Origin of the sequence: Nocardioides albidus (assembly GCF_006335005.1) — a bacterium.
In the GTDB taxonomy this organism is placed as follows: domain Bacteria; phylum Actinomycetota; class Actinomycetes; order Propionibacteriales; family Nocardioidaceae; genus Nocardioides; species Nocardioides albidus.
Map to the genome: position 1 here is coordinate 98179 of NZ_VDMP01000017.1, position 25168 is coordinate 123346.

23 protein-coding genes are annotated in these 25168 nt (G+C 72.1%); 21 read left to right on the forward strand and 2 right to left on the reverse strand.

Translation table 11 applies throughout. The annotated features are described in order from the left end of the window. The first annotated feature begins 24 nt into the window (after positions 1-24). The 21 genes from FHP29_RS04800 to FHP29_RS04900 all read left to right on the forward strand — a co-directional run bounded on the left by FHP29_RS04800 (position 25) and on the right by FHP29_RS04900 (position 24014). Positions 25-1845, forward strand: a complete 1821-nt coding sequence (locus tag FHP29_RS04800) for a peptidoglycan D,D-transpeptidase FtsI family protein (RefSeq protein ID WP_240044314.1) — start codon at positions 25-27, stop codon at positions 1843-1845. Further along, a complete protein-coding gene (locus FHP29_RS04805) occupies positions 1842-3359 on the forward strand; it encodes a UDP-N-acetylmuramoyl-L-alanyl-D-glutamate--2,6-diaminopimelate ligase (RefSeq protein ID WP_139621711.1) in 1518 nt (505 codons plus the stop codon). Before FHP29_RS04800 ends, FHP29_RS04805 begins: the two co-directional genes overlap by 4 nt. Continuing rightward, positions 3356-4738: a UDP-N-acetylmuramoyl-tripeptide--D-alanyl-D-alanine ligase gene (locus tag FHP29_RS04810; protein ID WP_139621712.1), complete on the forward strand. Its 1383-nt coding sequence runs from the start codon at positions 3356-3358 to the stop codon at positions 4736-4738. Before FHP29_RS04805 ends, FHP29_RS04810 begins: the two co-directional genes overlap by 4 nt. Continuing rightward, the gene (mraY, locus tag FHP29_RS04815; protein ID WP_139621713.1) at positions 4735-5805 is read left to right on the forward strand and encodes a phospho-N-acetylmuramoyl-pentapeptide-transferase; all 1071 of its coding nucleotides are present in this window, start codon (positions 4735-4737) and stop codon (positions 5803-5805) included. Before FHP29_RS04810 ends, mraY begins: the two co-directional genes overlap by 4 nt. After that, entirely contained in the window at positions 5787-7274 is a 1488-nt protein-coding gene (gene murD, locus FHP29_RS04820; protein ID WP_139621714.1) for a UDP-N-acetylmuramoyl-L-alanine--D-glutamate ligase, read from the forward strand. Before mraY ends, murD begins: the two co-directional genes overlap by 19 nt. Positions 7275-7343: 69 nt before the next feature. Next, positions 7344-8567, forward strand: coding sequence for a putative lipid II flippase FtsW (gene ftsW / locus FHP29_RS04825; protein ID WP_139621715.1), 1224 nt, complete (start codon positions 7344-7346; stop codon positions 8565-8567). Positions 8568-8577: 10 nt separating this feature from the next. After that, entirely contained in the window at positions 8578-9672 is a 1095-nt protein-coding gene (murG, locus tag FHP29_RS04830) for an undecaprenyldiphospho-muramoylpentapeptide beta-N-acetylglucosaminyltransferase (RefSeq protein WP_139621716.1), read from the forward strand. Next, a complete protein-coding gene (gene murC, locus FHP29_RS04835) occupies positions 9669-11060 on the forward strand; it encodes a UDP-N-acetylmuramate--L-alanine ligase (RefSeq protein WP_139621717.1) in 1392 nt (463 codons plus the stop codon). Before murG ends, murC begins: the two co-directional genes overlap by 4 nt. Before the next feature lie 40 nt (positions 11061-11100). Further along, a complete protein-coding gene (locus FHP29_RS04840) occupies positions 11101-11802 on the forward strand; it encodes a cell division protein FtsQ/DivIB (protein WP_240044315.1) in 702 nt (233 codons plus the stop codon). A gap of 235 nt (positions 11803-12037) precedes the next feature. Continuing rightward, complete coding sequence (ftsZ, locus tag FHP29_RS04845) at positions 12038-13234, forward strand: cell division protein FtsZ (RefSeq protein ID WP_139621719.1); 1197 nt, start codon at positions 12038-12040, stop codon at positions 13232-13234. 14 nt (positions 13235-13248) lie between these two features. Continuing rightward, positions 13249-13935: a purine nucleoside phosphorylase YfiH/LACC1 family protein gene (locus tag FHP29_RS04850; RefSeq protein WP_139621720.1), complete on the forward strand. Its 687-nt coding sequence runs from the start codon at positions 13249-13251 to the stop codon at positions 13933-13935. Next, positions 13932-14645 (forward strand): YggS family pyridoxal phosphate-dependent enzyme, encoded by a 714-nt coding sequence (locus FHP29_RS04855; RefSeq protein WP_139621721.1) that lies wholly within the window; start codon positions 13932-13934, stop codon positions 14643-14645. The genes FHP29_RS04850 and FHP29_RS04855 overlap by 4 nt, the downstream gene beginning before the upstream one ends. A gap of 61 nt (positions 14646-14706) precedes the next feature. Continuing rightward, positions 14707-15240 (forward strand): cell division protein SepF, encoded by a 534-nt coding sequence (locus FHP29_RS04860; protein ID WP_139621722.1) that lies wholly within the window; start codon positions 14707-14709, stop codon positions 15238-15240. 331 nt (positions 15241-15571) lie between these two features. Further along, entirely contained in the window at positions 15572-15865 is a 294-nt protein-coding gene (locus tag FHP29_RS04865) for a YggT family protein (protein ID WP_139621723.1), read from the forward strand. A 144-nt stretch (positions 15866-16009) separates the two neighbouring features. Next, the gene (locus FHP29_RS04870) at positions 16010-16801 is read left to right on the forward strand and encodes a DivIVA domain-containing protein (RefSeq protein WP_139621724.1); all 792 of its coding nucleotides are present in this window, start codon (positions 16010-16012) and stop codon (positions 16799-16801) included. A 196-nt stretch (positions 16802-16997) separates the two neighbouring features. Further along, positions 16998-17855: a TraR/DksA family transcriptional regulator gene (locus tag FHP29_RS04875; protein WP_192903966.1), complete on the forward strand. Its 858-nt coding sequence runs from the start codon at positions 16998-17000 to the stop codon at positions 17853-17855. Then, positions 17828-18400, forward strand: coding sequence for a signal peptidase II (gene lspA / locus FHP29_RS04880; RefSeq protein ID WP_139621725.1), 573 nt, complete (start codon positions 17828-17830; stop codon positions 18398-18400). The genes FHP29_RS04875 and lspA overlap by 28 nt, the downstream gene beginning before the upstream one ends. After that, positions 18397-19335: an RluA family pseudouridine synthase gene (locus tag FHP29_RS04885; protein ID WP_139621726.1), complete on the forward strand. Its 939-nt coding sequence runs from the start codon at positions 18397-18399 to the stop codon at positions 19333-19335. Before lspA ends, FHP29_RS04885 begins: the two co-directional genes overlap by 4 nt. Then, a complete protein-coding gene (locus tag FHP29_RS04890) occupies positions 19322-19792 on the forward strand; it encodes a GNAT family N-acetyltransferase (RefSeq protein ID WP_139621727.1) in 471 nt (156 codons plus the stop codon). The genes FHP29_RS04885 and FHP29_RS04890 overlap by 14 nt, the downstream gene beginning before the upstream one ends. 80 nt (positions 19793-19872) lie before the next feature. Next, positions 19873-23448 carry a DNA polymerase III subunit alpha gene (dnaE, locus tag FHP29_RS04895; RefSeq protein WP_139621728.1) on the forward strand — a complete coding sequence of 1192 codons (3576 nt, stop codon included), beginning with the start codon at positions 19873-19875 and terminating at the stop codon, positions 23446-23448. Continuing rightward, complete coding sequence (locus FHP29_RS04900) at positions 23445-24014, forward strand: hypothetical protein (RefSeq protein WP_139621729.1); 570 nt, start codon at positions 23445-23447, stop codon at positions 24012-24014. Before dnaE ends, FHP29_RS04900 begins: the two co-directional genes overlap by 4 nt. On the opposite strand, the gene ybaK is transcribed toward FHP29_RS04900, so the two are convergent. Together ybaK and FHP29_RS04910 are read right to left on the reverse strand one after the other, a co-directional pair. Next, on the reverse strand, positions 23947-24441 hold the full coding sequence (ybaK, locus tag FHP29_RS04905) for a Cys-tRNA(Pro) deacylase (protein ID WP_139621775.1): 495 nt from the start codon (positions 24439-24441) through the stop codon (positions 23947-23949). The genes FHP29_RS04900 and ybaK overlap by 68 nt on opposite strands. Then, the gene (locus tag FHP29_RS04910) at positions 24441-25106 is read right to left on the reverse strand and encodes an LON peptidase substrate-binding domain-containing protein (protein ID WP_139621730.1); all 666 of its coding nucleotides are present in this window, start codon (positions 25104-25106) and stop codon (positions 24441-24443) included. Before FHP29_RS04910 ends, ybaK begins: the two co-directional genes overlap by 1 nt. Positions 25107-25168: the final 62 nt, after the last annotated feature.

Sequence of the window (25168 nt, forward strand, 5' to 3'; positions counted from 1 at the left end):
CCGTTCCGTCGTAGTTTGGTGCGCGTGAGCCGATCCGTCCCCCGTCCGCGGCGCCGTCCCGGCGAGGTCCGGCGGGGCTCACCCCACCGTCGCATGCAGGTCGGGTTCGTCTTCATCGCCATGGTGCTGTCGGTGTTCGCCGCGCGTCTGGTGCAGCTGCAGGGGGTCGACCCGCGCTCCTACGCCAAGATGGCGGCTGCCGAGGGACAGCGCGTGGTCGCGCTGCCCGCGACCCGTGGCGAGATCCTCGACCGCAACGGCGAGCCGATGGCCGAGACGGTCGACGGCCGGATGGTCGTGGCCGACCCGAAGGTGACGGCGCCGGTCGCCCCGCAGCTCGCCACGATCCTCTCCGCGCGGCTCGGCGTCGACTACTTCGAGACCCTGCGCCGGCTGCGCGTCGAGGGCAGCCGGTTCCAGTACATCGCCCGCCAGGTCCCCGCGAGCAAGGCGGAGAAGGTCGTCGCCGAGATCCAGGAGCAGTTCGAGGACGACAAGGGACGTCCGTTCGCCGGGCTGATGACCGAGCGCGACCCGCTGCGGATCTACCCCAACCACACCGTGGCGGCCAATCTCGTCGGCTTCCTCGCCGAGAACGGCAAGAAGGGCGAGGACGCGGCGATCATCGGCCTCGCCGGGCTCGAGGACTCCTTCGACACCTACCTCTCCGGCAAGGACGGCGAGGCCCGCTACGAGGTCGGCGCCGGCAACCAGATCCCGCTCGGCGACAACACCGTCACCCCGGCCGTCGACGGCAAGAACGTCACCCTGACCATCGACCGCGACCTGCAGTACTACGCGCAGCGGGTCCTGCAGCAGACGGTGCAGAAGTCCGGCGGCAAGTCCGGCATGGCGCTGATCATGGACAGCCGGGCCGGGGATCTCCTGGCCCTGGCCGACTATCCGACGTACGACGCCGCCGACCCGAGCAGCTACCCGAAGGAGCTCTACAAGTCCTCGGCCCTCACCGACGTCTACGAGCCGGGCTCGGTCGAGAAGGTCCTGACGATCAGCTCGCTGGTCGACGCCGGGCTGGCCTACAAGGAGCAGCACTTCAAGGTGCCCGGGCAGTTGCACCGCCAGGACCGCCCGATCGGCGACTACTGGGACCACGGCACCCTCAAGCTCACCCTCGCAGGCATCCTCGCCAAGTCGTCCAACGTCGGCACCGTGCTCGCCGCCGACCAGTTCCGGCCCGGCCAGCTGCGCAACTACCTGACCCGGTTCGGCCTGGGCGCCCGCACCGGCGTCGGCCTCGGCGGCGAGACCCGCGGCATCCTTCCCCAGGGCGCCGCCTGGACCTCGCAGGTCGGCGACCGCATCGCCTTCGGCCAGTCCCTCTCGGTCAACGCCGTCCAGATGATCGCCGCCGTCAACACCATCGCCAACGGCGGCGTGCGAGTCGACCCGAGTCTCGTCAAGGGGCGCGCCCGCGCCGATGACGGCACGGAGGTCGGCACCGATGTCGCGACCAGCCGCCGGGTGATCAGCAAGGACGCCGCCCACGAGACGATGCTGATGATGGAGCGGGTGGTCGACCCGGAGGCGGGCGTGGCCCCGCGGGCCGCGGTCCCCGGCTACCGCGTCGCCGGCAAGACCGGCACCGCCCAGCGGGTCGGCGAGAACGGCGGCTACGACGGCAGCCTCACCGTGTCCTTCGCCGGCTTCGCCCCCGCTGACGAGCCGCGGTTCACCATCTACGTCGTCGTGCACAGCCCGCGGGAGGGCAGCGGCGGTGGCAGCGTCGCGGGTCCGGCGTTCGCCAAGCTGATGAGCCACACCCTGCGCCGCTACGGCGTCGCGCCCACCGGCGCACAGCCCAACCAGACGCCGGTCGAGTGGTGAGCGGCCCCGCCACCCGACCCGCCCACCCGCCCCTGACGCCTCTCGACGACGTCGCCCGGGCGCTGGGTCTGGGCGACGTCGACCCGGAGGTCCGTCTGCGCGGTGTCACGCTCGACTCGCGGCGCGTGCAGTCCGGAGACCTGTACGCCGCCCTGCCGGGCTCCCGCGCGCACGGCTCCGCGTTCACCGAGCAGGCAGCCGCGGCCGGTGCGGCAGCCGTCCTCACCGACCCGGCCGGTGCCGCCGAGGCCTCCCGATCGGGCCTGCCGGTGCTCGTGGTGGACGACCCGCGCCAGGTCCTCGGTGCCGTCGCCGCCCTCGTCTACGGCCATCCGGCCGCCGCCCTGCGCACCGTCGGCGTGACCGGGACCCAGGGCAAGACCACCGTGACCCGCCTGCTCGACAGTGGCCTGCTGGCGGCGGGCGTGCGCAGCGCCGTCGTCGGCACCGTCGGCACCCGGATCGCCGGTGAGGAGGTCAGGACGGCGCTGACGACGCCGGAGGCGCCCGACCTGCACGGCCTCTTCGCGCGGATGCGCGAGCTCGACGTCACCGCCTGCGCGATGGAGGTCTCCAGCCACGCCCTGGTGATGGGCCGCGTCGACGGCGTGGTCTTCGACGTCGCCGTCTTCACCAACCTCGGCCGCGACCATCTCGACTTCCACGCCGACGTCGAGGACTACTTCGCGGCCAAGGCGACGCTGTTCACCCCCGAGCACGCGAGGCTCGGACTCGTCTGCGTCGACGACGAGCACGGTCGCCGCCTCGTGGACCTGGCGCCGATCCCGGTGCGCACCTACGCGGTGGGGCTCGACGCCGACTGGACCGTGTCCTCGGTCGACCAGCGCCCCGACGGCTCGCGCTTCACCGTCCACGGCCCCGGGGGCCTGACGGTGAGCGCCGCCGTCCCGCTCGCGGGCGGGTTCAACGTCGCCAACGCGTTGGCCGCCGTCGCCGCGGCCGCCGAGGCCGGCTTCGACCCGCAGCAGGTGGCCGACGGGATCGCCCGCTCGGGCGGCGTACCGGGCCGACTCGAGCGGATCGAGACCGACCGCGACCTGACCGTCGTGGTCGACTACGCCCACAAGCCCGACGCGGTCGACGCCGTGCTGCGAACCCTGCGCCCGGTCACCCGTGGCAGGCTGATCGTCGTGATCGGCGCTGGGGGTGACCGCGATCGTGGCAAGCGACCCGTGATGGGCGCGATCGCCGCCGAGCTGGCCGATCTGGTCGTCGTCACCGACGACAACCCGCGCTCCGAGGACCCGGCCGCCATCCGCGCCGCCGTGCTGGAGGGCGCGCGCACCGCCGGAGCCGGCGCCGAGGTCGTCGAGATCGGCGATCGCCGGGAGGCGATCGCCGCCGCCCTGCGCTCGGCCGGCCCCGGCGACGTCGTCCTCGTCGCCGGGAAGGGCCACGAGTCCGGCCAGGAGATCGCCGGCGTGGTGCACCCGTTCGACGACCGCGAGGTCGTCCGCGAACTGCTCGCCGCGGCGCCGGACGGCGAGCGGTGATCCCGCTCCAGCTCTCGGCCATCGCCGAGATCGTCGGCGGCGCCCTCCACGGCGAGGACGTCACCGTCTCGGCCCCCGCGTACGTCGACAGCCGGACCCCGCTCGCCGACGGGCTCTTCGTCGCGGTCGTGGGGGAGCGGGTCGACGGACACGACTACGCCGACGGCGCCCACGCCGTGCTCGGCAGCCGCCCGACGACCGCCCCGACGGTCGTGGTCGCCGACCCGGTCGCCGCGCTGGGCCGACTGGCCCGCCACGTGCTCGACCGGCTCGACACGACCGTGCTGGCGGTCACCGGCTCGCAGGGCAAGACCGGCACCAAGGACTACCTCGCCGCCGTCCTGCGCACCCTCGCCGGCGAGTCCGCGGTCGTGGCGACCGCCGCCAACAACAACAACGAGCTCGGCGTGCCGCTCACGGTGCTGAGGGCCGACACCGGCACCCGCTTCCTGGTGGTCGAGATGGGCGCCCGGGGGATCGGGCACATCTCCTACCTGTGCGAGATCGCGCCGCCGTCGATCGCGGCGGTCCTCAACGTCGGCACCGCGCACGTCGGCGAGTTCGGCGGTCGCGAGCAGATCGCGCTGGCCAAGGGAGAGCTCGTCGAGGCGCTGCCCACCGACGGGACCGCGGTCCTCAACGCCGACGACCCGCTCGTGGCCGCCATGGCCCCGCGCACCCGCGCCCGGGTGGTGACCTTCGGCGAGTCCGGCACTCTCTCGTGGCGGGACGTGCGGCTCGACCCGCTCGGCCGGCCGCAGTTCGTCCTCGAGCAGGACGGCGACGCGCACGACGTCCGGCTGCTCCAGACCGGCCTCCACCAGGTCGCCAACGCCGCTGCCGCGGCGGCCATGGCGATCGCCGCCGGCTTCCGGCTCGCCGACGTGTCGCGCGCCCTGGGGGAGGCGGCCGCCGCGTCCCGGTGGCGGATGGAGGTCACCGAGCGCGCGGACGGACTGGTCGTCGTCAACGACGCCTACAACGCCAACCCCGACTCGGTGCGGGCGGCGCTCGAGGCGCTGGTCGCGATCGGGCGCGGCGACGGCACCCGCCGCCGCCGTACCGTCGCGGTCCTGGGGGAGATGAAGGAGCTCGGCGACGAGCACGACGCGGGCCACCGCGCGGTCGGCGTCGACGCGGCGCGGCTCGGCGTCGACGTGGTCGTCGTGGTCGGTCGGGCCGCCGCCGCCATCGCCGAGGGCGCTCGCGCCGGCGCCGGTGAGGTGATCGTCACGGCGGGGCGGGACGAAGCGACGGCCTGGGTGCGGCAGAATGCCGGGGGGGAGGACGTCGTCCTCGTCAAGGCGTCGCGCGGCGCCGCCTTGGAAGTGGTGGCAGAGGCGATCTTGATGGACAGCTCCGAGGAGACGACGGCGTGAGAGCGATCCTGCTCGGGGGTGGCATCGCCCTCCTCATCTCGCTGCTCGGCACCCGGGTGGTCATCAACCTGTTCACCCAGTGGGGCTACGGCCAGGAGATCCGCGACGACGGGCCGACCAGCCACCACACCAAGCGCGGCACGCCCACCATGGGCGGGGTCGTGATCATCCTGGCCGCTGTCATCGGCTACTTCGCGGCGAAGCTGATCACCCTGACCACGCCGAGCGCCTCGGCGCTCCTGCTGCTCTTCCTGTTCGTCGGCATGGGCCTGGTCGGCTTCCTCGACGACTTCATCAAGATCTCCAAGCAGCGCAGCCTCGGCCTGCGCAGCAAGGCCAAGATGGCCGGCCAGACCGTGATCGCGCTCGTCTTCGGGTGGCTCGCCCTGTCGTCGTGGCTCGAGGACGAGCACGGCCGCACGCCGGCCAGCGAGAAGGTCTCCTTCCTGCGCGAGCTCGACTGGTTCGTGCTGCCGACGATCCTGGCGATCCTGCTGATCTGGCTCTTCGTGGCCGGCTTCAGCAACGCCGTCAACCTCACCGACGGGCTCGACGGCCTCGCGGCCGGCGCCTCGGTGATGGTCTTCGGCGCCTACACCCTGGTCAACATCTGGCAGAACAACCAGTTCTGCCAGGAGGACCCCAGCGCCACCTGCTACAACGTGCGCGACCCGCTGGACCTGGCGATCATCGGCGCGGCCATCACCGGTGCCTGCTTCGGCTTCCTGTGGTGGAACGCCTCGCCGGCCAAGATCTTCATGGGCGACACCGGCTCGCTCGCGCTCGGCAGCGCCCTGGCCGGCTTCGCGATCCTCACCCGCACCGAGCTGCTGCTCGTCGTCCTGGGCGGTCTCTTCGTCCTCGAGACCGTCTCGGTGATGATGCAGGTCGGCTTCTTCAAGCTCACCAAGGGCCGCCGGATCTTCCGGATGGCTCCGATCCACCACCACTTCGAGATGCTCGGCTGGGAGCAGGTGACGGTCGTGATCCGGTTCTGGATCATCACCGGCCTCTTCGTCGCGACCGGTCTCGGCATCTTCTACGCCGAATGGGTCTCCCGCCTGTGACGACCGATGTCGACCAGTTGGGCCGCGCCGACTCCTGGGAGGGCGTGCGCGCCGTCGTCGCCGGGTTCGGCACCAGCGGCGCCGCGGCCGTCGACAACCTGCTCCACCTCGGCGCGTCCGTGCACGCGGTCGCCGAGTCGGTGAGCCCCCGGATCCTCGAGCGGGCCGAGCTGCTCGAGGTGCTCGGCGCCCGGATCGAGGTCCACGAGGGTGCGACCGCGACCCTGCCCGAGGAGGCCGACCTCCTCGTCGTGTCGCCCGGCTTCCGCCCCGACGCCCCGATCATCGCGGCCGCGCGCGAGCGCGGGATCCCCGTCTGGGGCGAGGTCGAGCTCGCCTGGCGGCTGCGCGACCCGCAGAGCCCGGCCCCCTGGCTGTGCGTCACCGGCACCAACGGCAAGACGACGACCGTGCAGATGCTCGACAGCATCCTGCGCGCCGCCGGCCTGCGCAGCGTCGCGGCCGGCAACGTCGGCCTGCCGCTGACCGAGGCCGTCATGGACCCCGAGCCGTACGACGTCATCGCCGTCGAGCTCTCCAGCTTCCAGCTCCGCTACACCGACACGATGGCCGCGGAGAGCGCCGCCGTGCTCAACGTCGCCGAGGACCACCTCGACTGGTACGACGGGCCCTCGGGCATGGACGACTACGCCCGTGACAAGGGCCGGATCTACCAGGGCGTCCAGCGGGCCTGCGTCTACAACGTCGCCGACCCGCGCACCGAGGAACTGGTCCGCGAGGCCGAGGTCGTCGAGGGCGCCCGTGCGATCGGCTTCACCCTCGGCACCCCCGCTGTGGGCATGCTCGGCGTGGTCGAGGACATCCTCCTCGACCGGGCCTTCATCGAGGAGCGCTCCACCAGCGCCGCCGAGCTGTGCACCCTCGACGACCTCGCCTCGAGGGCGCCGCACTTCGTGGCCAACGCGCTCGCGGCCGCGGCGCTCGCGCGGGCGCACGGCATCAGCCAGGCCGCCGTCCGCGACGGGCTGCGGGCCTTCCGCCCCGACGGTCACCGGATCGCCGTCGTCGCCGAGCACGACGAGATCACCTGGGTCGACGACTCCAAGGCCACCAACCCGCACGCCGCCGCCTCCTCGCTGGCCGCCTTCGAGCCGGTCGTGTGGGTCGCCGGCGGACTCGCGAAGGGCGCCGCCTTCGACGACCTGGTGCGCTCCGTCGGGACCCGCCTGCGCGCCGCCGTCCTCATCGGACGCGACCGCGGCGTCATCGCTGACGCGCTTTCGCGACACGCACCCGATGTGCCGGTGATCGAGGTGGAGACCACCGAGACTGGTGCAATCGGAGAGCTCGACCTGATGAGGCGCGTCGTCGCCGCAGCAGCCGAGGCCGCCCAGCCGGGCGACACCGTGCTGCTGGCGCCGGGATGTGCCTCGATGGACCAGTTCACCGACTACGCCGCGCGAGGCGACGCCTTCGCCGCGGCCGTCCAGGAACACGTCACGGGCTGAGCAGGAGCGAGGGGGGCCGACATCACCACCGCCAACCCCGAGAGGACCAGGCCCGAGTCGGTCGGCTCCATGCGACTGCGTCTCGGCGTCCTCCGCGCCCGGACCCGCCGCCCCGGCTGGCTCAGCGCCCTCAAGGAGGCCCTCGAGCGGCCCCTGACGACGTACTACCTGCTCCTCGGCGCGACGGCGCTGCTGCTGGTGATCGGCCTGATCATGGTGCTGAGCGCGTCCAGCGTGCGCGCCTACCGCGAGACCGGCGACTCCTACACGATCGTGCGCCGGCAGATGATGTGGGTGCTCATCGGCGTTCCCTGCGCGTTCATCGCCTCCCGCGTGTCGGTGCGGTGGGTGCGCGGGCTCGCCTACCCGGCGTTCTCGGTCTCCCTCGTCCTGCTCGTGGTGACCGCGTTCGCCGGCCGCGAGGTCAACGGCAACACCAACTGGCTGGTGCTCGGGCCGATCCAGATCCAGCCCTCCGAGATCGCGAAGCTGTCGCTGATCATCTGGGCCAGCCACATCTACGCCAACAAGGAGCGCCGCCTCGGCAACCTGCACCAGATGTTGGTGCCGGTGGTGCCGGGGATGGTGCTGGCGACCGGTCTCGTCGTGGTCGGGAGGGACCTCGGCACCGCCCTCGTCTTCTTCGCGCTGCTCGTCGCCATGCTGTGGGTCGTCGGCGCCCCGGGCCGGCTGTTCGGCATGGTCTTCGCCGTGGTGAGCGTCGCGGCGCTCGGCCTGGCCGCGACGTCGCCGACCCGCCTGGCGCGCATCGCGACCTTCGCCGATCCGTTCAAGGACTACCACGGCACCGGCTGGCAGCCGGCGCACGGTCTCTACGCCATGGCCAGCGGCGGCGTCCTCGGCGAGGGCATCGGCGCCAGCCAGCAGAAGTGGGGACAGCTGCCCGAGGCGCACACCGACTTCATCTTCGCCGTCCTCGGCGAGGAGCTCGGGCTCGTCGGGACGCTGCTGGTGATCGGGCTCTTCCTCGTCCTGGCCTACGCCGCCGTGCGCGTCGCCCGCGAGACCAAGCAGCCGTTCGTGCGCTACTGCACCTTCGGCATCGTCGTGTGGCTGCTGGGCCAGATGATCATCAACGTCGGCATGGTGCTCGCCCTGCTCCCGGTCATCGGCATCCCGCTGCCCCTCGTGTCCTACGGCGGCTCGAGCCTGCTGCCGACGCTGAGCGCGCTCGGGCTGGTCATCGGCTTCGCCCGTCGCGAGCCCGCGGCCGCCCGCGCGCTCGCCCAGCGCCGTCGGGCCCGTTCGGCCGGTCTCAGCGCCCGCGGGTAGGTTCTGCCGGGTGAGGATTCTTCTGGCCGGCGGGGGCACGGCGGGACACACCTCGCCCCTGCTCGCGACCGCGGACGCGCTGCGCCGTCTCGACCCGGACGCCGAGATCACCTGCCTCGGCACGCCCCGTGGCCTGGAGAGCAAGGTCGTCCCCGCCGCCGGCTACCCGCTGCGGCTGATCCCGCCCGTGCCGCTGCCGCGCAGGCCCGGCAAGGACCTGGCGCTGGTGCCCGTGCGGCTGCGCCGTGCGGTGCGGGCCGCGCTCGAGGTCGTCGACGAGGTCCGCCCCGACGTGATCGTCGGCTACGGCGGCTACGTCTCGATGCCGGCGTACGTCGCCGCCCGCCGCCGCCGGATCCCGCTCGTGGTGCACGAGCAGAACGCGCTGCCCGGCATCGCCAACAAGGTGGGCGCCCGGATCGCCGGGCGGGTCGCGGTCAGCTTCCCCGACACCCCGCTGCGCAGGGCGGAGTACGTCGGTCTCCCGATCCGTCGGATGATCTCGACCCTGGACCGCCCCGCCCTGCGCGCCGAGGCCCGGGCCTTCTTCGGGCTGGACCCCGACCTCCCGACCGTCGTCGTGACCGGCGGCTCCCAGGGTGCGCGGCGGCTCAACCAGGCCGTCAGCGGCGCCGCGCCGACCCTTGCCTCGGCAGGCGTGCAGGTGCTCCACGTCGTCGGGCCCAACGGCGCGAGCGACCCGAGCTGGACCGCCCCGGCGTCCGCGGGAGTCCCCTACGTCGTGCTGCCGTTCGTCGAGCGGATGGACCTGGCGCTGGCCGCGGCCGACCTGATGGTGTGCCGCTCCGGCGCGTCCAGCGTCGTCGAGGCCGCGGCCACCGGGCTGCCCGCGATCTTCGTGCCGCTGCCGATCGGCAACGGCGAGCAGGCGCTCAACGCGCGCCCCGTGGTCGAGGCCGGGGGAGCGCTCCTGGTGGAGGACGCCTCCTTCACCGCCGACTACGTCGCCGACACGGTGCCCGCGCTGCTCGCCGACGCCGACCGCCTGGCGCGGATGGGCGCCGCGGCGGCGGGTCTCGTGCCGCGCGACGCCGACGACCGGCTGGCGCGGATCATCCAGGACTCGGCCGGAGCGGCCCGGTGAAGATCCCCGTCCCTGATGAGATCCTGCCCGCCGACCGACTCGGTCGCGTGCATCTCGTCGGCATCGGCGGAGCCGGCCTGTCCGGCATCGCCCGGCTGATGCACCAGGCCGGCGTGGTCGTCAGCGGCAGCGACGCCCACGGGTCCGCCGTCGTCGACGCGCTCCGCTCGGAGGGCATCACCGTCCACGTCGGGCACGACGCGCGCCACGTGGACGGCGTCGACACGGTCATCGCCACGACGGCCGCTCGCGAGGACAACCCCGAGATCGTCGCCGCGCTCGAGAGGGGCCTGCGGGTGTGGCCACGCTCGGCCGGGCTCCAGTCGGTGCTGCTCGACAAGGACGTCGTGGCCGTCGCCGGGACCCACGGCAAGACCACCACCACGGCGATGACCGTGATGGCGCTGCGGGAGGCCGGGGTGGACCTGACCTTCGCGATCGGCGCGGAGGTCGCCGCCCTCGGCACCAACGCACACCTGGGGACCTCGCGGATCGCCGTCGTCGAGGCCGACGAGTCCGACGGCGCCTTCCTCGTCTACACCCCGACGATCGGCGTGATCACCAACATCGACGCCGACCATCTCGACCACTGGGGGACCGAGGAGGCCTACGAGGCGGCCTTCGCGCAGTTCGCCCGCCGCGCGTCGGTCGTCCTCACCGACCGCGACGACCTCGCCACGCGCACCGTCGGCTTCACCGACGACGCCCGCCTGCGCGGCCACGACCTGGTCATCGAGGGTGGCGGCACCCGGTTCCGGGTCTCGAGCGACGGCGCCGACCTCGGCACGGTCGAGCTCGCCGTCCCCGGTCGCCACTACGCCCAGGACGCCCTCCTCGGCCTCGGCGTCGGCATCGAGCTGGGCCTCGACCCCGACGCGATCATCCGCGGGCTCGCCCGGCACCAGGGCGCCAAGCGCCGCATGGAGCTGGTCGGGTCGGTCGGCGAGGCCGAGCGTGCCATCCGCGTCTACGACTCCTACGCCCACCACCCCAGCGAGATCCGCGGCGACCTCGAGGCCGCCCGCTCGCTGGTCGGCGTCGACCAGCGCCTCCTCGTCTGCTTCCAGCCGCACCTGGTCTCGCGCACGCGCCTGTTCGGCGAGCAGATGGGCCGTGAGCTCGGAGCCGCCGACGAGGTCGTCGTCATGGACGTCTACGTCGCGCGCGAGGATCCCGACCCCGCGGTGACCGGCGCCCTCGTCGCGGGCTCCGTGCCGCTGGCCCCCGAGCGGGTCCGGTTCGTGCCGGACCGCGCGGACGTCGTACCCGTGCTGGCGGGGCTGGCTCGCCCCGGTGACCTGGTCCTCACGCTGGGCGCGGGCGACGTCACCGCGCTCGCGCTTCCGCTGCTCGCCGCACTCGCGGAGCGAGGCGATGGCGAGGGGTAGGGGCCGGGGCACGGGCGGGCTCCGACGTCCGCAGGACCGGATGCAGCGGGCCTTCGCCCGCCGACAGCGCGCCCGCCGGTGGCTGACCTGGCGCTACGTCCTGGCCGTCGTGCTGCTGGTCGCCGCCGTCGGGTTCGGCGTCTACGCGATCTACTTCTCGGCGTGGCTGCGCGCCGACGGCGTCCAGGTGGTCGGCAACGCCCAGCTCTCCGAGCGGCAGGTCCTCGCGACCGCCGAGGTGCCGCTCGGCGGTCCCCTCGCGACCGTCGATCTGCACCGGATCGAGGTGCGCCTGAAGTCGCTGGCGACGGTGAAGTCCGTCGACGTCTCGCGGACCTGGCCCCACGACATCCGGATCGAGATCGTCGAGCGCACGCCCGTCGCCGTCCTCGACCGCGGTGACCGGCTGACCAACCTCGACGCCTCCGGTGTCGCCTTCGGGCGGCTGGCCAAGGCCCCGGCCGGCCTGCCGCGGGTCAAGGTCGGCCCCGGCGCCGACGAGGACGCCCTCGCCGAGGGGGCCGCGGTGGTGGTGGCCCTCGACGCCGCGGTCGCCGAGCTGGTCGACTTCGTCGAGGTCCGCACCGTCGACGAGATCGACCTCCACCTGCGTGACGGGCGCCTCGTCCGCTGGGGGAGTGCGGAGCAGGCCGACGACAAGGCCGCGGTCCTGCTCGAGCTGCTCAACGTCAAGGCCGAGGTGTACGACGTCTCCGTGCCGGGCGCCCCGACGACCCGCTGAGCACGAGACCGTCCGGAATCGGTGGAACTCGCCGCGGCTCGCGGCGTGTCTGCGCGATCGCGCGCCGCGGCGTACCTACTGTCATGACCACGACGAGGTTGACATAACTATAACCCTCAGGCTGAGGGTAAGGGTTGTGACGACACGCCGGTCGGCCCCGGGGAAGCGGTCCGGCCGCCGACGTCGGTGAACGGACACATTCAATGCATCGCAACACCGGAGAGGTGGAGCCGCCGTGGCAGCAGCACAGAACTACCTGGCCATCATCAAGGTCGTCGGCATCGGTGGCGGCGGGGTCAACGCCGTCAACCGGATGATCGAGGTCGGCCTCAAGGGCGTCGAGTTCATCGCCATCAACACCGACGCCCAGGCGCTGCTGATGAGCGACGCCGACGTGAAGCTCGACATCGGTCGCGAGCTGACCCGCGGGCTCGGCGCGGGCGCGAACCCCGACGTGGGCGGCAAGGCCGCCGAGGACCACGCCGAGGAGATCGAGGAGGTGCTCAAGGGTGCCGACATGGTCTTCGTGACCGCGGGCGAGGGCGGCGGCACCGGCACCGGCGGCGCGCCCGTCGTGGCCCGGATCGCCCGCTCGCTCGGCGCGCTGACCATCGGTGTGGTGACCCGTCCGTTCACCTTCGAGGGCGCCCGCCGCAAGAAGTCCGCCGACGAGGGCATCGAGCGGCTCCGCGAGGAGGTCGACACCCTCATCGTGATCCCCAACGACCGCCTGCTGCAGATCTCCGACCGCAACGTGTCGATGCTCGACGCGTTCAAGCAGGCCGACCAGGTGCTGCTCCAGGGCGTGTCCGGCATCACCGACCTGATCACCACCCCGGGCCTGATCAACGTCGACTTCGCCGACGTCAAGGCGGTCATGAGCAACGCCGGCTCCGCGCTGATGGGCATCGGCTCGGCCCGCGGCGAGGACCGCGCGCTCGCCGCCGCCGAGATGGCGATCAGCAGCCCGCTGCTCGAGGCGTCCATCGACGGCGCCCACGGCGTCCTGCTTTCGATCGCGGGCGGCTCCGACCTCGGCATCTTCGAGATCAACGAGGCGGCCGCGATGGTGGCCGACGCGGTGCACGCCGAGGCCAACATCATCTTCGGCACGATCATCGACGACGCTCTCGGCGACGAGGTCCGGGTGACCGTCATCGCCGCCGGCTTCGACGGCGGTCTGCCCAAGCGCCGTGACGAGAGCGCCGTCCGGCGCCCGCAGCAGCAGGCCCCGGCGACCCGGGCCCCCGCCCGGTCGAGCAGCACCCCGAGTGCCGCGGCGTCGGCCCCGCAGGCTCCTGCCCGCGAGGCCGCCCCCCAGCAGCAGCCCGCGTCCCCCGCCGAGCCGCAGCCGGTCGGTGCCCGCACCACCCCGGCGCCGATGCAGTTCGACGACGGCGACGACCTGGACGTGCCCGACTTCTTGAAGTGACGGCCTGACCGACTGTGTTCGCCTTCCGTGAGACGACCCTCGACCCGGACCGCGCCAGCGGGTGCCGGGTCGAGGTCGCGTTCACGGACGCCTCGGTCGACCTCGCCGACGGCGCCGGGTTCGCCCCGGCCCTCGCCGGGATCGCCGAGACCCTCGGCGTCTCCGTCGCCTGGGCGCGCCAGGTGCACGGCGCCGAGGTCGCGACGGTCGGTCGCGCCGACGATCCCGCGCCCCGGGCCGACGGCCTGGTCACCGCCGAGCGCGGGGTCGCGCTGATGGTCCGGGTCGCCGACTGTGTCCCCGTGGTGATCGCCGACCCCGCGGCCGGAGTCGTCGGCGTCGCCCACGCCGGCCGCCGCGGCGTCGAGCTCGGCATCGTCCCCCGCACGGTCGACCGCATGCGCGATCTCGGTGCCACCCGCCTGGAGGCCTGGGTCGGGCCGCACATCTGCGGCCGGTGCTACGAGGTCCCCGCCGCCCTGCGCGAGGAGGTCGCCGCGCGCGTGCCGGCGACGTACGCCGAGACCAGCTGGGGCACCCCGGCCCTCGACCTCGGGGCCGGTGTCGGCGCCCAGCTCGCCGCTGCCGGCGTGACCGTCACGACGATGCCCGGCTGCACCCTGGAGGACCGGACCTACCACTCCTACCGCCGCGACGGCGCCGCCGCCGGCCGGTTCGCCGGGCTGGTGTGGCTGCCATGACCCCGCCGAGCCCCGAGCGCGTCGAGGAGCTGCGCGCCAACCTGGCCGCCGTCCACGAGCGCATCGCGCGCGCCGCGGCCGACACCCGGCGAGCCGCCGACGAGATCGCACTCGTCGTGGTCACCAAGTTCTTCCCCGCCTCCGACGTCCGCCTGCTCGCCGGGCTCGGCATCACCGACGTCGGCGAGAACCGCCACCAGGAGGCCGAGGCCAAGGCGGCCGAGTGCGCCGACCTCGGCCTGCGCTGGCACTTCATCGGCGGCCTGCAGTCCAACAAGGCCGCAGCCGTGGCCCGCTACGCCGACGTCGTCGAGTCCGTCGACCGGCCCGCCCTCGTGCCCCGCCTGGCCCGCGGCGCCGCCGACGCCGGACGCGTCGTCGACGTCCTGCTCCAGGTCAGCCTCGACCCGCCCGGGCGCAACCATCGTGCCGGCGCCGATCCCGCCACCCTGCCCGCCCTCGCCGACGAGGTGGCCCGCACCCCCGAGCTGCGGCTGCGCGGACTGATGGCGGTCGCCCCGCTCGACGACGACCCCGCGCTGGCCTTCGCCCGGCTCGCCGGGATCCGCGCCGACTTCCTCGCCCGCCACCCCGAGGCCACCCTCCTGTCCGCCGGCATGAGCGGGGACCTCGAGGCCGCGATCACCGTCGGCGCGACACACGTACGCATCGGCTCCGCGGTCCTCGGATCGAGGCCTGGAGTCCAGTAATGTCCACAACACCACCAGTCGTGCCCGCACCCCGGGGACGCGGATCACGGAGGCAACAGTCATGAGCGGTGCGATGCGCAGGATCGGTGAGTACCTCGGCCTGCTGGAGGACACCGGCTATGACGAGGCCGGCTACGACGAGTACGCCGACGAGGTGAGCGAGTCCCGCACCCGCGAGACCCGCCAGCCCCGGACCGAGCGCCCCGTCCGAGCCGTCCCGTCCGGCGGTGTCGGAGGCAGCGCCTCCGGCAAGGTCGCCGACCTCGAGGAGCGTCGCCGCCCCGTCGCCGTCGCCCCCCAGCCGGTCGTCGCGGAGCTCTCCCGGATCACCACCCTGCACCCCACGACCTACAACGAGGCGCGCTCCATCGGCGAGGAGTACCGCGAGGGCATCCCGGTCATCATGAACCTCACCGAGATGGACGACGCCGACGCCAAGCGTCTCGTCGACTTCGCCGCCGGCCTGATCTTCGCCACGCGCGGCAGCATCGAGCGGGTCACCAACAAGGTGTTCCTGCTCTCGCCGCCCAACGTGACCGTGGCCGCCGAGGACAAGCAGGCGATCGCGGCGGACGGTTTCTTCAACCAGAGCTGAGTTGGTTGGGCCGAGCGTGTCGCCAGTCGAAGGCTGCGCGCAGGCGCTCGCTGCGCTCGGCCCGCGCTTGCCTTCGACGCGGCTTCGCCGCGGCGCGACACGCTGCCGGCCGCGCGGTCGAGTCCGGTCGGTGGTTGCGTTCGCGTGGCGGCAAGACTGACGTTGGGGCTGCGGGCCGCGCGGTCGTCTTGCGTAGGTCCAGCCTTCGCCTGGCGGCACGCGTTTGGATGGGGTGGGTCGTCTGCGTAGGTCCGGGCTCCGCCTGGCGGCACGCGTTCGCGATGGGGGACGCCGCAGAGGGGCGGCTCGAGTCTCCCGATAGGTTGGAGGGGTGGAGATCGTCGGCTGGATCATCGAGGGCGTGCTCTTCGCCTTCATCGGCTTCCTGTGGGTGCGCTTCATCACCGACTGGGTCCAGGTCTTCGCGCGCGCCTGGGAGCCCCGGGGTCCGGTGCTCGTGTTCCTCGAGCTCGCCTACACCGTCACGGACCCGCCCATCAACGGGCTGCGCAAGCTGATCAAGCCCATCCGGATCGGCAACTTCGCCCTGGACGTCAGCTTCATCCTGGTCATGATCCTGGCCTACGTCCTGCTCGAGGTGAACCGCCGTAACCTCCTCCTGTGATACTCCTGTGACGCCAGTGGTCACCACCACGCTGGCGCAGACCCCAGGTCACCCACGGACCGCGGATGCCGCCTTCACCCGGGCAAGCGCTATGGTTCGTGAAGACATACCGTCGAGATTCTTCTGGAAAAGATTGGTGAGGTCATGCCCCTGACGCCTGAGGACGTGAGCAACAAGCGCTTTACGCCGGTTCGCCTGCGTGAGGGCTACGACATGGGCGAGGTCGACCAGTTCCTGGACGAGGTCGAGGCCGAGCTCGCTCGACTCACCCAGGAGAACGACGACCTCCGCGCCAAGCTCGCCGCCGCCCAGTCCGGCCAGGGCGGCTCGTCGCCGAGCTTCGACGCCCCGACCCAGCTGGCGCCGGTCCCCGAGGTCCTGCCCGAGCCTCCCGCTCCCGCTCCGGTCGTGGCGCCCGCTCCCGTCGAGCCCGTGGCCGCCGCGCCCGTCGCCGCGCCCGCCGAGACCGGCGGCGTGCAGACGATCCGGGTCGAGACCGTCCCCGAGGCGTCCAACGCCGCGGCTCGCCTCCTCGAGATCGCCACGCGCAACGCCGACGAGCTCGTCGAGGACGCCAAGAACGAGGCCGACAAGATCGTCGGCGAGGCTCGGACCAAGTCCGAGCGACTCGCCTCCGAGGCCAAGATCAAGGCCGACCGGCTCGAGTCCGACGCCCGCACCCGCGCCGAGATGCTCGACGCCGAGACCGCCGAGCGCCGTACCCAGCTCTTCGGCGACCTCGAGAAGGAGCGCGACAAGCTCTCCGCCGAGGTCGAGACGCTGCGCTCCTTCGAGCGCGAGTACCGCTCCCGCCTCAAGAGCTACTTCACCCAGCAGCTCGAGGCCCTGCAGACGCCGGGGGACACCCTGGCGCCGGTCGAGGAGGCGCCCGCACCCAAGCGGCTGCGCTCCATCCTCGGCGAGGAAGAGGGCTGAGCCTCCCGGCTCCACCTCCCTCCAAGCTCGACCGAACCGGTCGGCCCGCACCGCGGGCCGGCCGGTTCGTCGTCGCAGGGGCTGAGCGGTCTCGCTCCTCGCGCGCCTCCTTGGACCGCTCCCGTGTTCCCGCTACCCTCCGCAGCACGCCCACCGCTCGTTGGTGCGTGGGTCGCCGCCTCTGAGGAGTCCTTCCATGGCCCGCAGCACCAAGAAGTCGTTGGCCGGTCAGGCCGCTTCCGCCGCCCGGAAGATCATTCGTCCGCGCAAGGCCGCCGCTGCCGCCGAGAAGGCGGCTCCCGCGAAGAAGGCGGCCCCGGCGAAGAAGGCGGCCCCGGCGAAGAAGGCCGCACCGGCGAAGAAGGCCGCACCGGCGAAGAAGGCGGCACCGGCCAAGAAGGCCGCCCCCGCGAAGAAGACGGCAACAGCGAAGAAGGGGGCTCCCGCGAAGAAGGCCGCACCGGCCAAGAAGGCCGCTCCCGCGAAGAAGGCGGCACCGGCGAAGAAGGCCGCCCCCGCGAAGAAGGCCGCACCGGCGAAGAAGGCGGCACCGGCCAAGAAGGCCGCTCCCGCGAAGAAGACGACAACAGCGAAGAAGGGGGCTCCCGTGAAGAAGGCTGCACCGGCCAAGAAGGCCGCACCGGCGAAGAAGGCGGCACCCGGCTCCCTCGTCGTCCTCGAGCACGAGGAGGCGTGGTCCGCCGACGAGCTGTCCGAGGTGCTGGCCGAGCTGCACGAGCAGCGCGAGGCGAGCGCCCGGATCCTCGAGGAGCAGGAGGCCGACCTGAGCGGGCTGCTGCGCGACTCCGGTGACGGCGCCGGCCAGGACCAGGCGGACCTCGGGGCCACCAGCTTCGAGCGCGACCACGAGCTGACCGTCCTCAACCACGAGCGGGAGAAGGTGGCCCAGATCGACCGGGCCCTGGCCCGCATCGACGACGGCACCTACGGCGTCTGCGAGTCCTGCGGCAACCCCATCGGCAAGATGCGGCTCATGGCGTTTCCGCGTGCCACACTGTGCATGACATGCAAGCAGCGCGAGGAACGCCGGTAGACCACCGCGACGACGGACCCGGCCGGACCGGAGAGCGCATCCTCGCCCACCCGGGCAGCTGGCTGATCTTCGCCTCGGTCACCGTGCTCATGGTCGCCGTGGACCAGGTCGCCAAGGTCCTCGCCGTGCGCCACCTGACCGGCGAGCCCGACCGTGAGGTCGTCGGCGAGCTGCTCCAGCTGCACCTGACCTACAACCCCGGCGCCGCGTTCAGCCTCGGCACCCGGTTCACCGTCGCCATCACCTGCCTCGCCTGGGTCGCGACTCTCGTGGTGCTGTGGGCCAGCCGCCGGGTGGCCAGCAAGGTCTGGGCCGTCGGGCTCGGACTCCTCCTGGCCGGCATCGACGGCAACCTGGTCGACCGCATGACCCGCGAGCCCGGAGTGTTCCGCGGCCACGTCGTGGACTTCCTCATGCTGCCGAACTGGCCGGTCTTCAACGTGGCCGACGTCTGCATCAACGTCGGCGTCGGCCTGATCCTGCTGCAGGTGCTGCGTGGCGTGGGCCTCGACGGGCGCCGCGTCGCGCCCGAGGAGGAGTCATGACGACGGGTGACCACCGCAGCCTGTCGGTGCCCGACAGCCTCGACGGCGAGCGCGTCGACGTGGCCATGGCCCAGCTCTTCGGCCTCTCGCGCACCCGCGCGGCCGAGCTCATCGCCCAGGACCGGGTCGTCGTCGACGGTGCGCCGGTGGGCGGCAAGAGCGAGCGGGTCCTCGGCGGCTCCCTCCTCGACGTCTCGATCCCGGCCGAGGTCGACCATCTCGAGGTGGTCCCCGAGATCGTCGAGGGCATCAAGATCATCCACGACGACGACGCGATCGTCGTGATCGACAAGCCGGTCGGCGTCGCCGTCCACCCCTCGCCGGGCTGGCGCGGTCCGACGGTCGTCGGCCACCTCGCCGGAGCGGGATTCCGGATCTCCACGTCGGGCGCCAAGGAGCGCGAGGGCATCGTCCAGCGCCTCGACGTCGGCACCTCGGGCGTGATGGTGATCGCCAAGTCCGAGCACGCCTACTCGGTGCTGAAGAACGCCTTCCGCCGCCGTACCGTCGACAAGACCTACCACGCGCTGGTCCAGGGCCACCCCGACCCGCTCGAGGGCACGGTCGACGCCCCGATCGGGCGCCACCCCCGCTTCGACTACAAGTTCGCGGTCATGGAGGACGGGCGCCACAGCGTCACCCATTACGAGACCCTCGAGGCGCACCGCTTCGCGAGCCTGCTCGAGATCCACCTCGAGACCGGCCGCACCCACCAGATCCGGGTCCACATGAGCGCGCTCAAGCATCCCTGCGTCGGCGACATCACCTACGGCGCCGACCCGGTGCTCGCTCGTCGCGTCGGGCTCGAGCGGCAGTGGCTGCACGCCGTCAAGCTGGGCTTCGTGCACCCCGAGACCGACGAGTACGTCGAGTACGAGTCGACCTACCCCGCCGACCTCGCGCACGCGCTCGACGTCGTCCGTGACGCTCACTGAGCTGATCCTGCGCCCGGCGACGCCGGTCGACGTACCGCAGATCGCCGCCGTCCAGGTCGCCGCCCGCGGCGCCGCCCCGATGCCGCTCGCGGTCCACGGACCGGACGAGGTCCGGGCGTACCTCTCCGCGCGGCTCGGAGACTCGGAGTGCTGGGTGGCCGAGGACGGCGGCCGGGTGGTCGGCTACGCGCGCTTCACCCGCACCTGGCTCGACGACCTCTACGTCGACCCGGACAGCCAGGGAAGCGGCGTCGGCAGCGCCCTGCTGGAGGTCGTCAAGGCCCGTCACCCCGCCGGGTTCAGTCTGTGGGTCTTCGAGCAGAACGCGCCGGCCCGCGCCTTCTACGCCGCCCACGGGCTGGTCGAGCGCGAGCACACCGACGGCGCGGAGAACGAGGAGCGGGCTCCCGACCTGCGGATGGAGTGGTCGCCGGGATCTGTCGGAGGGTCGGCCTAGGGTCGGGTCGTCCGTCACGTAGGCTGGTCCTCTTCCCCGAGCGACCACCCCTTGATCATCTGAGGAGCGCCGAACCGCCGATGGCTGCTGACGCCGGGGACTTCGTCCACCTGCACGTCCACACCGAGTACTCCATGCTCGACGGTGCGTCGCTGCTCGACGGGTTGTTCACCCGCGTCAACGACCTCGGCATGAGGTCGATCGCGATGACCGACCACGGCAACCTGCACGGCGCCTACGACTTCTACTCCAAGGCGAAGAAGTACGGCGTCCAGCCGATCATCGGCATCGAGGCCTACATCACCCCCGGCACGCCCCGCGGCGAGCGGCGGCGGGTGCGGTGGGGCCAGAGCAACAACTCCGCGGAGGCCGCCGAGGAGGGCGGCAACGACGTCGCCGGCGGTGGCGCCTACACCCACATGACCATGTGGGCCGAGTCCACCGAGGGCATGCACAACCTGTTCCGGCTCTCGTCGCGCTCCAGCCTGGAGGGTTACTTCTACAAGCCCCGGATGGACAAGGAGATCCTGGCCGAGCACAGCAAGGGCGTCCTGGTCTCCACCGGCTGCCCCAGCGGGGCCATCCAGACCCGGCTGCGGCTGGGCCAGTGGGACGAGGCGGTCCGCGAAGCCGCCGAGCTGCAGGAGATCTACGGCAGGGACAGCGTCTTCCTGGAGCTGATGGACCACGGGATCTCCATCGAGAAGCGGGTCCGCGACGACCTGCTGCGGCTGGGCAAGGAGCTCGGCATCCCGCCGATCGCCACCAACGACTCCCACTACAACAATCCCGAGGACGCCGACGCCCACGACGCCCTCATCTGCGTCGCCTCGGGCAAGCGGCTCTCCGACACCAACCGGCTGAAGTTCGACGGCGGCGGCTACTACATCAAGTCCGCGGCCGAGATGCGCGAGCTGTGGGCCGACCGGTTCGGCATGCCCGAGGCCTGCGACAACACGGTCGCGATCGCCGAGCGCTGCTCGGTCGAGTTCACCGAGTCGACCGGCGGCTACATGGCGCGCGCCGACGTCCCGGCGGGGGAGACCGAGGACTCCTGGTTCCGCAAGGAGGTCTGGCGCGGCATCGAGGCGCGCTACCCCGGCGACAAGCTGACCCAGGAGGTCCGGGACCGCGTCGAGATGGAGCTCGCGATCATCTCGCAGAAGGGCTACTGCGGCTACTACCTCGTGGTCGCCGACTTCATCAACTGGTCCAAGGACAACGGCATCCGCGTCGGACCGGGCCGCGGCTCGGGTGCGGGCTCGATCGCGGCGTACGCCCTGCGGATCACCGACCTGTGCCCCCTCGAGCACGGCCTGTTCTTCGAGCGCTTCCTCAACCCCGAGCGTCCCTCGATGCCCGACTTCGACATCGACTTCGACGACGCCCGCCGGGGCGAGGTCATCGACTACGTCAGCAAGAAGTACGGCGCCGAACGGGTCGCCCAGATCGCGACCTTCGGCCGGCTCAAGTCCAAGGCCGCGATCAAGGACGCCGCGCGCGTGCTCGACCACGGCTTCGCGATCGGCGACAAGATCACCAAGGCGATGCCGCCCGACGTCATGGGCAAGGGCGTCCCGCTGAAGGAGATCTTCAACCCCGAGCACAAGCGCTACAACGACGGCGGCGAGTTCCGCGCCCTCTACGAGCAGGACCCCGACGTCCGCACGATCTACCAGACCGCGCTCGGCCTCGAGGGCCAGATCCGCAACTGGGGCGTGCACGCCGCGGGCGTGATCATGTCCAGCGAGCCACTGATCGACATCGTGCCGATCATGGCGCGCCCGCAGGACGGCGCGGTGATCACCCAGTTCGACTACCCGATGTGCGAGTCGCTGGGCCTGGTCAAGATGGACTTCCTGGGCCTGTCCAACCTGCGCATCCTCGAGGACGCGCTGGTCAACATCAAGGCCAACCGCGACGCGGACGTCGTCCTCGAGGAGCTCCCGTTCGACGACCGGGCCACCTACGAGCTGATGGGCCGCGGTGACACCCTCGGCGTCTTCCAGCTCGATGGTGGCGGCATGCGCGCGCTGCTGCGCTCGATGCAGCCCGACAAGTTCGCCGACATCACCGCCGTCAGCGCGCTCTACCGGCCCGGCCCGATGGGCGCCGACTCGCACAACAAGTACGCCCGCCGCAAGAACGGCCGCGAGCCGATCGAGCCGATCCACCCGGCGCTCGAGGAGCCGCTCGAGCAGGTCCTGGGAGAGACCTACGGCCTGATCGTCTACCAGGAGCAGGTGATGGCGATCGCCCAGGTCCTGGCCGGCTTCACCCTGGGCGCCGCCGACAACCTGCGGCGCGCGATGGGCAAGAAGAAGAAGGAGGAGCTGGACAAGCAGTACGCCGGCTTCCAGGCCGGCATGCTCGAGCGGGGCTATCCGCAGGACGCGATCGACACGCTGTGGGCGATCCTGCTGCCGTTCTCCGACTACGCCTTCAACAAGTCGCACTCCGCGGCGTACGGCGTCATCACCTATTGGACCGCCTACCTCAAGGCCAACTACCCGACCGAGTACATGGCCGCGCTCCTGACGTCCGTCAAGGACGACAAGGACAAGATGGCGATCTACCTCAACGAGTGCCGCCGGATGAAGATCCAGGTGCTGCCGCCCGACGTCAACGAGTCGGCCCACGACTTCACCGCGGTCGGCCGCGACATCCGGTTCGGCCTGACCGCGATCCGCAATGTCGGGTCCAACGTCGTCGACGGCATCGTCGAGGCACGCACCGAGAAGGGCCGGTTCGCCGACTTCAACGACTTCCTGTCGAAGGTGCCGGTGACCGTCTGCAACAAGCGGGTCATCGACTCGCTGATCAAGGCCGGCGCGTTCGACGACATGAAGCACCTGCGCCGGGCCCTCGTGGCGATCCACGAGACCGCGGTCGACCAGTACGTCGACATCAAGCGCAACGAGGCGATCGGCCAGGACTCCCTTTTCGCCGGGCTGGGCGACGACGACGGCGGGGACGGCGGGTTCGGGGTGAGCGTGACCGTCCCCGACATCGACGAGTGGGACAAGATGACGCTGCTCGGTCACGAGCGCGAGATGCTCGGCCTCTACGTCTCCGACCACCCGCTGCTCGGTCTCGAGCACGTCCTCTCCAACGGCACTGACTGCACCATCGGCCAGCTGGTCACCGACGAGAGCCGAGCGCACAACTCGACGGTCACCGTCGCGGGCCTGGTCACGGCGATCCAACGCAAGATCACCAAGAACGGCGACCCGTGGGCGACGGTGACCCTGGAGGACCTCGAGGGCGCGATCGACGTGCTGCTGTTCCCCAGCAGCTATCGCCTCGCGGCGCCCTATCTCACCGAGGACGCCATCATCCGGGTCCGCGGCCAGCTCGACACCGAGCGCGACGCCGCGCAGCTGCGCGGCCAGGAGGTCACGGTCCCCGACCTGGAGAGGGGCAGCGACGGGCCGGTCGTGATCAGCCTGCCGTCGACGCGCTGCACGGGCCCGGTGGTGGCGCAGCTGCGCGAGGTGCTCACCACCCACGCCGGTCTGACCGAGGTGCGCCTGCAGCTGCTCAGCCGCGACTCCACCAAGGTCATGCGCCTGGGGGACAATCTGCGGGTGACTCCGTCCTCGGCGCTGTTCGCCGACCTCAAGCAGCTCCTCGGACCGGGATGCCTGGCCGGATGAGGCGCGACCTGGTCGTGCCCCTCGCCGTCCCCGTCGTGCTCGGCCCTCTGCTGGGCGCACTCGGCGGGTGGCTCTGGTGGACCTGGTGGGGGCCGGCGCCGATGGGCCGGATCTACGACACGGAGGCCGGCAAGGCCTGGTATCCCGACCCCTTCGACCCCGGCATCACCCGCGACTTCAGCGCGACGGCGACCTACGTCGTCGTCGGCTTCGGGCTCGCCGTGCTCCTCGGCCTGGTCTGCGGTTGGCTGGCGCGCGAGCGGGCCGTACCCGGACTGCTCGCCGTGCTCGTGGGCGCCGGGCTGGGCCTGGCGGTCATGGCCGTGCTGGGGGAGTTCCTCGGGCCGACGGATCCCGCATCCCTGCTGGCCGCCCACGAGGTCGGCGACAGGCTGCCCGGGCACCTCGACGTGACCGGCTGGACCCCCTACCTCGCGTGGCCGGTGGGCGCCCTGCTCGCCTATCTCGTCCTGATGCTGTCGTTCAGCCCCACTCCGGCTACCGACCGGGCCGAGCGATCGGAGCAGACCGAGCAGCCGTCAGCCGCACCAGCTCCGCAGGGCTGAGCTCGACCTCCAGCCCGCGCCGTCCGGCCGACACGAAGACGGTGTCGTGGCTCAGCGCGGAGTCGTCGACCACGGTCGGGTGGGCCTTGCGCTGTCCGAGCGGCGAGATCCCGCCGACGACGTACCCGGTCGCCCGCTCGGCGGCCCGCGGGTCGGCCATCACGGCCTTGCGACCGTCGACGGCCCGGGCCAGGGCCTTGAGGTCGAGCTGTCCGGAGACGGGCACGACGCCCACGACCAGGGCGCCGTCGACCTCGGCGAACAGGGTCTTGAACACCCGGTCCGCAGCGACGCCCATCGCCTCGGCTGCCTCCTCGCCGTACGACGCCGCGCGGGCGTCGTGGTCGTACTCGTGGACCGTGAACGCCACGCCGGCGGCGGCCAGCGCGGTCGTGGCCGGCGTACCCCCGGCGGGCTTCCTCTTCATCAGTTCGGCGACCACCGGGTGCGGGCGACCTCGGTCGCCGGGAGGGACGTGATCACGTTGATGGCCCGCAGCTCCGCGCGGAGCAGGTCGGTGACCAGCACCAGGCGCTCGGCGGCGTCCGCGGCCTCGAGCAGCTGCTGGCGCTCGCCCATCGGCAGCGGCGTGCACGCGGCGAGCGTCCAGGACAGGTAGGTCGGGTCGGTGGGGAGCTCGCCCTGCAGCGGGTCGCCGGCGATCGAGCGGAGCACGTGGCGGTAGGCGGTGAACGTCGCCTTCGCCTGCTCGACGAGCTCCGCCGGCACGTCGACCTCCGGGTTCGAGAGCAGGGTGACCTCCCCGACGGGATAGTCGCCCGTGGTGAGCAGGCGGTCGAGCTGGAGCCGGTCCCGGCCCACGGCGACGACGTCGAAGGTGCCGTCGGGGCGCGCCTCGGCGTCGGTGAGCTGGAGCCGCACCCCGACGCGGTAGAGCGACTGGTTGCCGTGGTCGCCGACCTCGTAGCCCTCGCGGATCGCGACCGTCCCGAACAGCCGCTCCGCGGGGTCCTCGATGCGCAGCAGATGGTGCACCAGCGCGCGGTAGCGGTCCTCGAAGACGTGCAGCGGCACGCTGACCCCCGGGTAGAGCACCGCGTTGAGCGGGAACATCGGGAGCTGGTCGGTCACATGTCCAACGTAGCGGGGACGAGCGGACCGACACGCGTGCCGACCGTAGAATCGAGCCATGT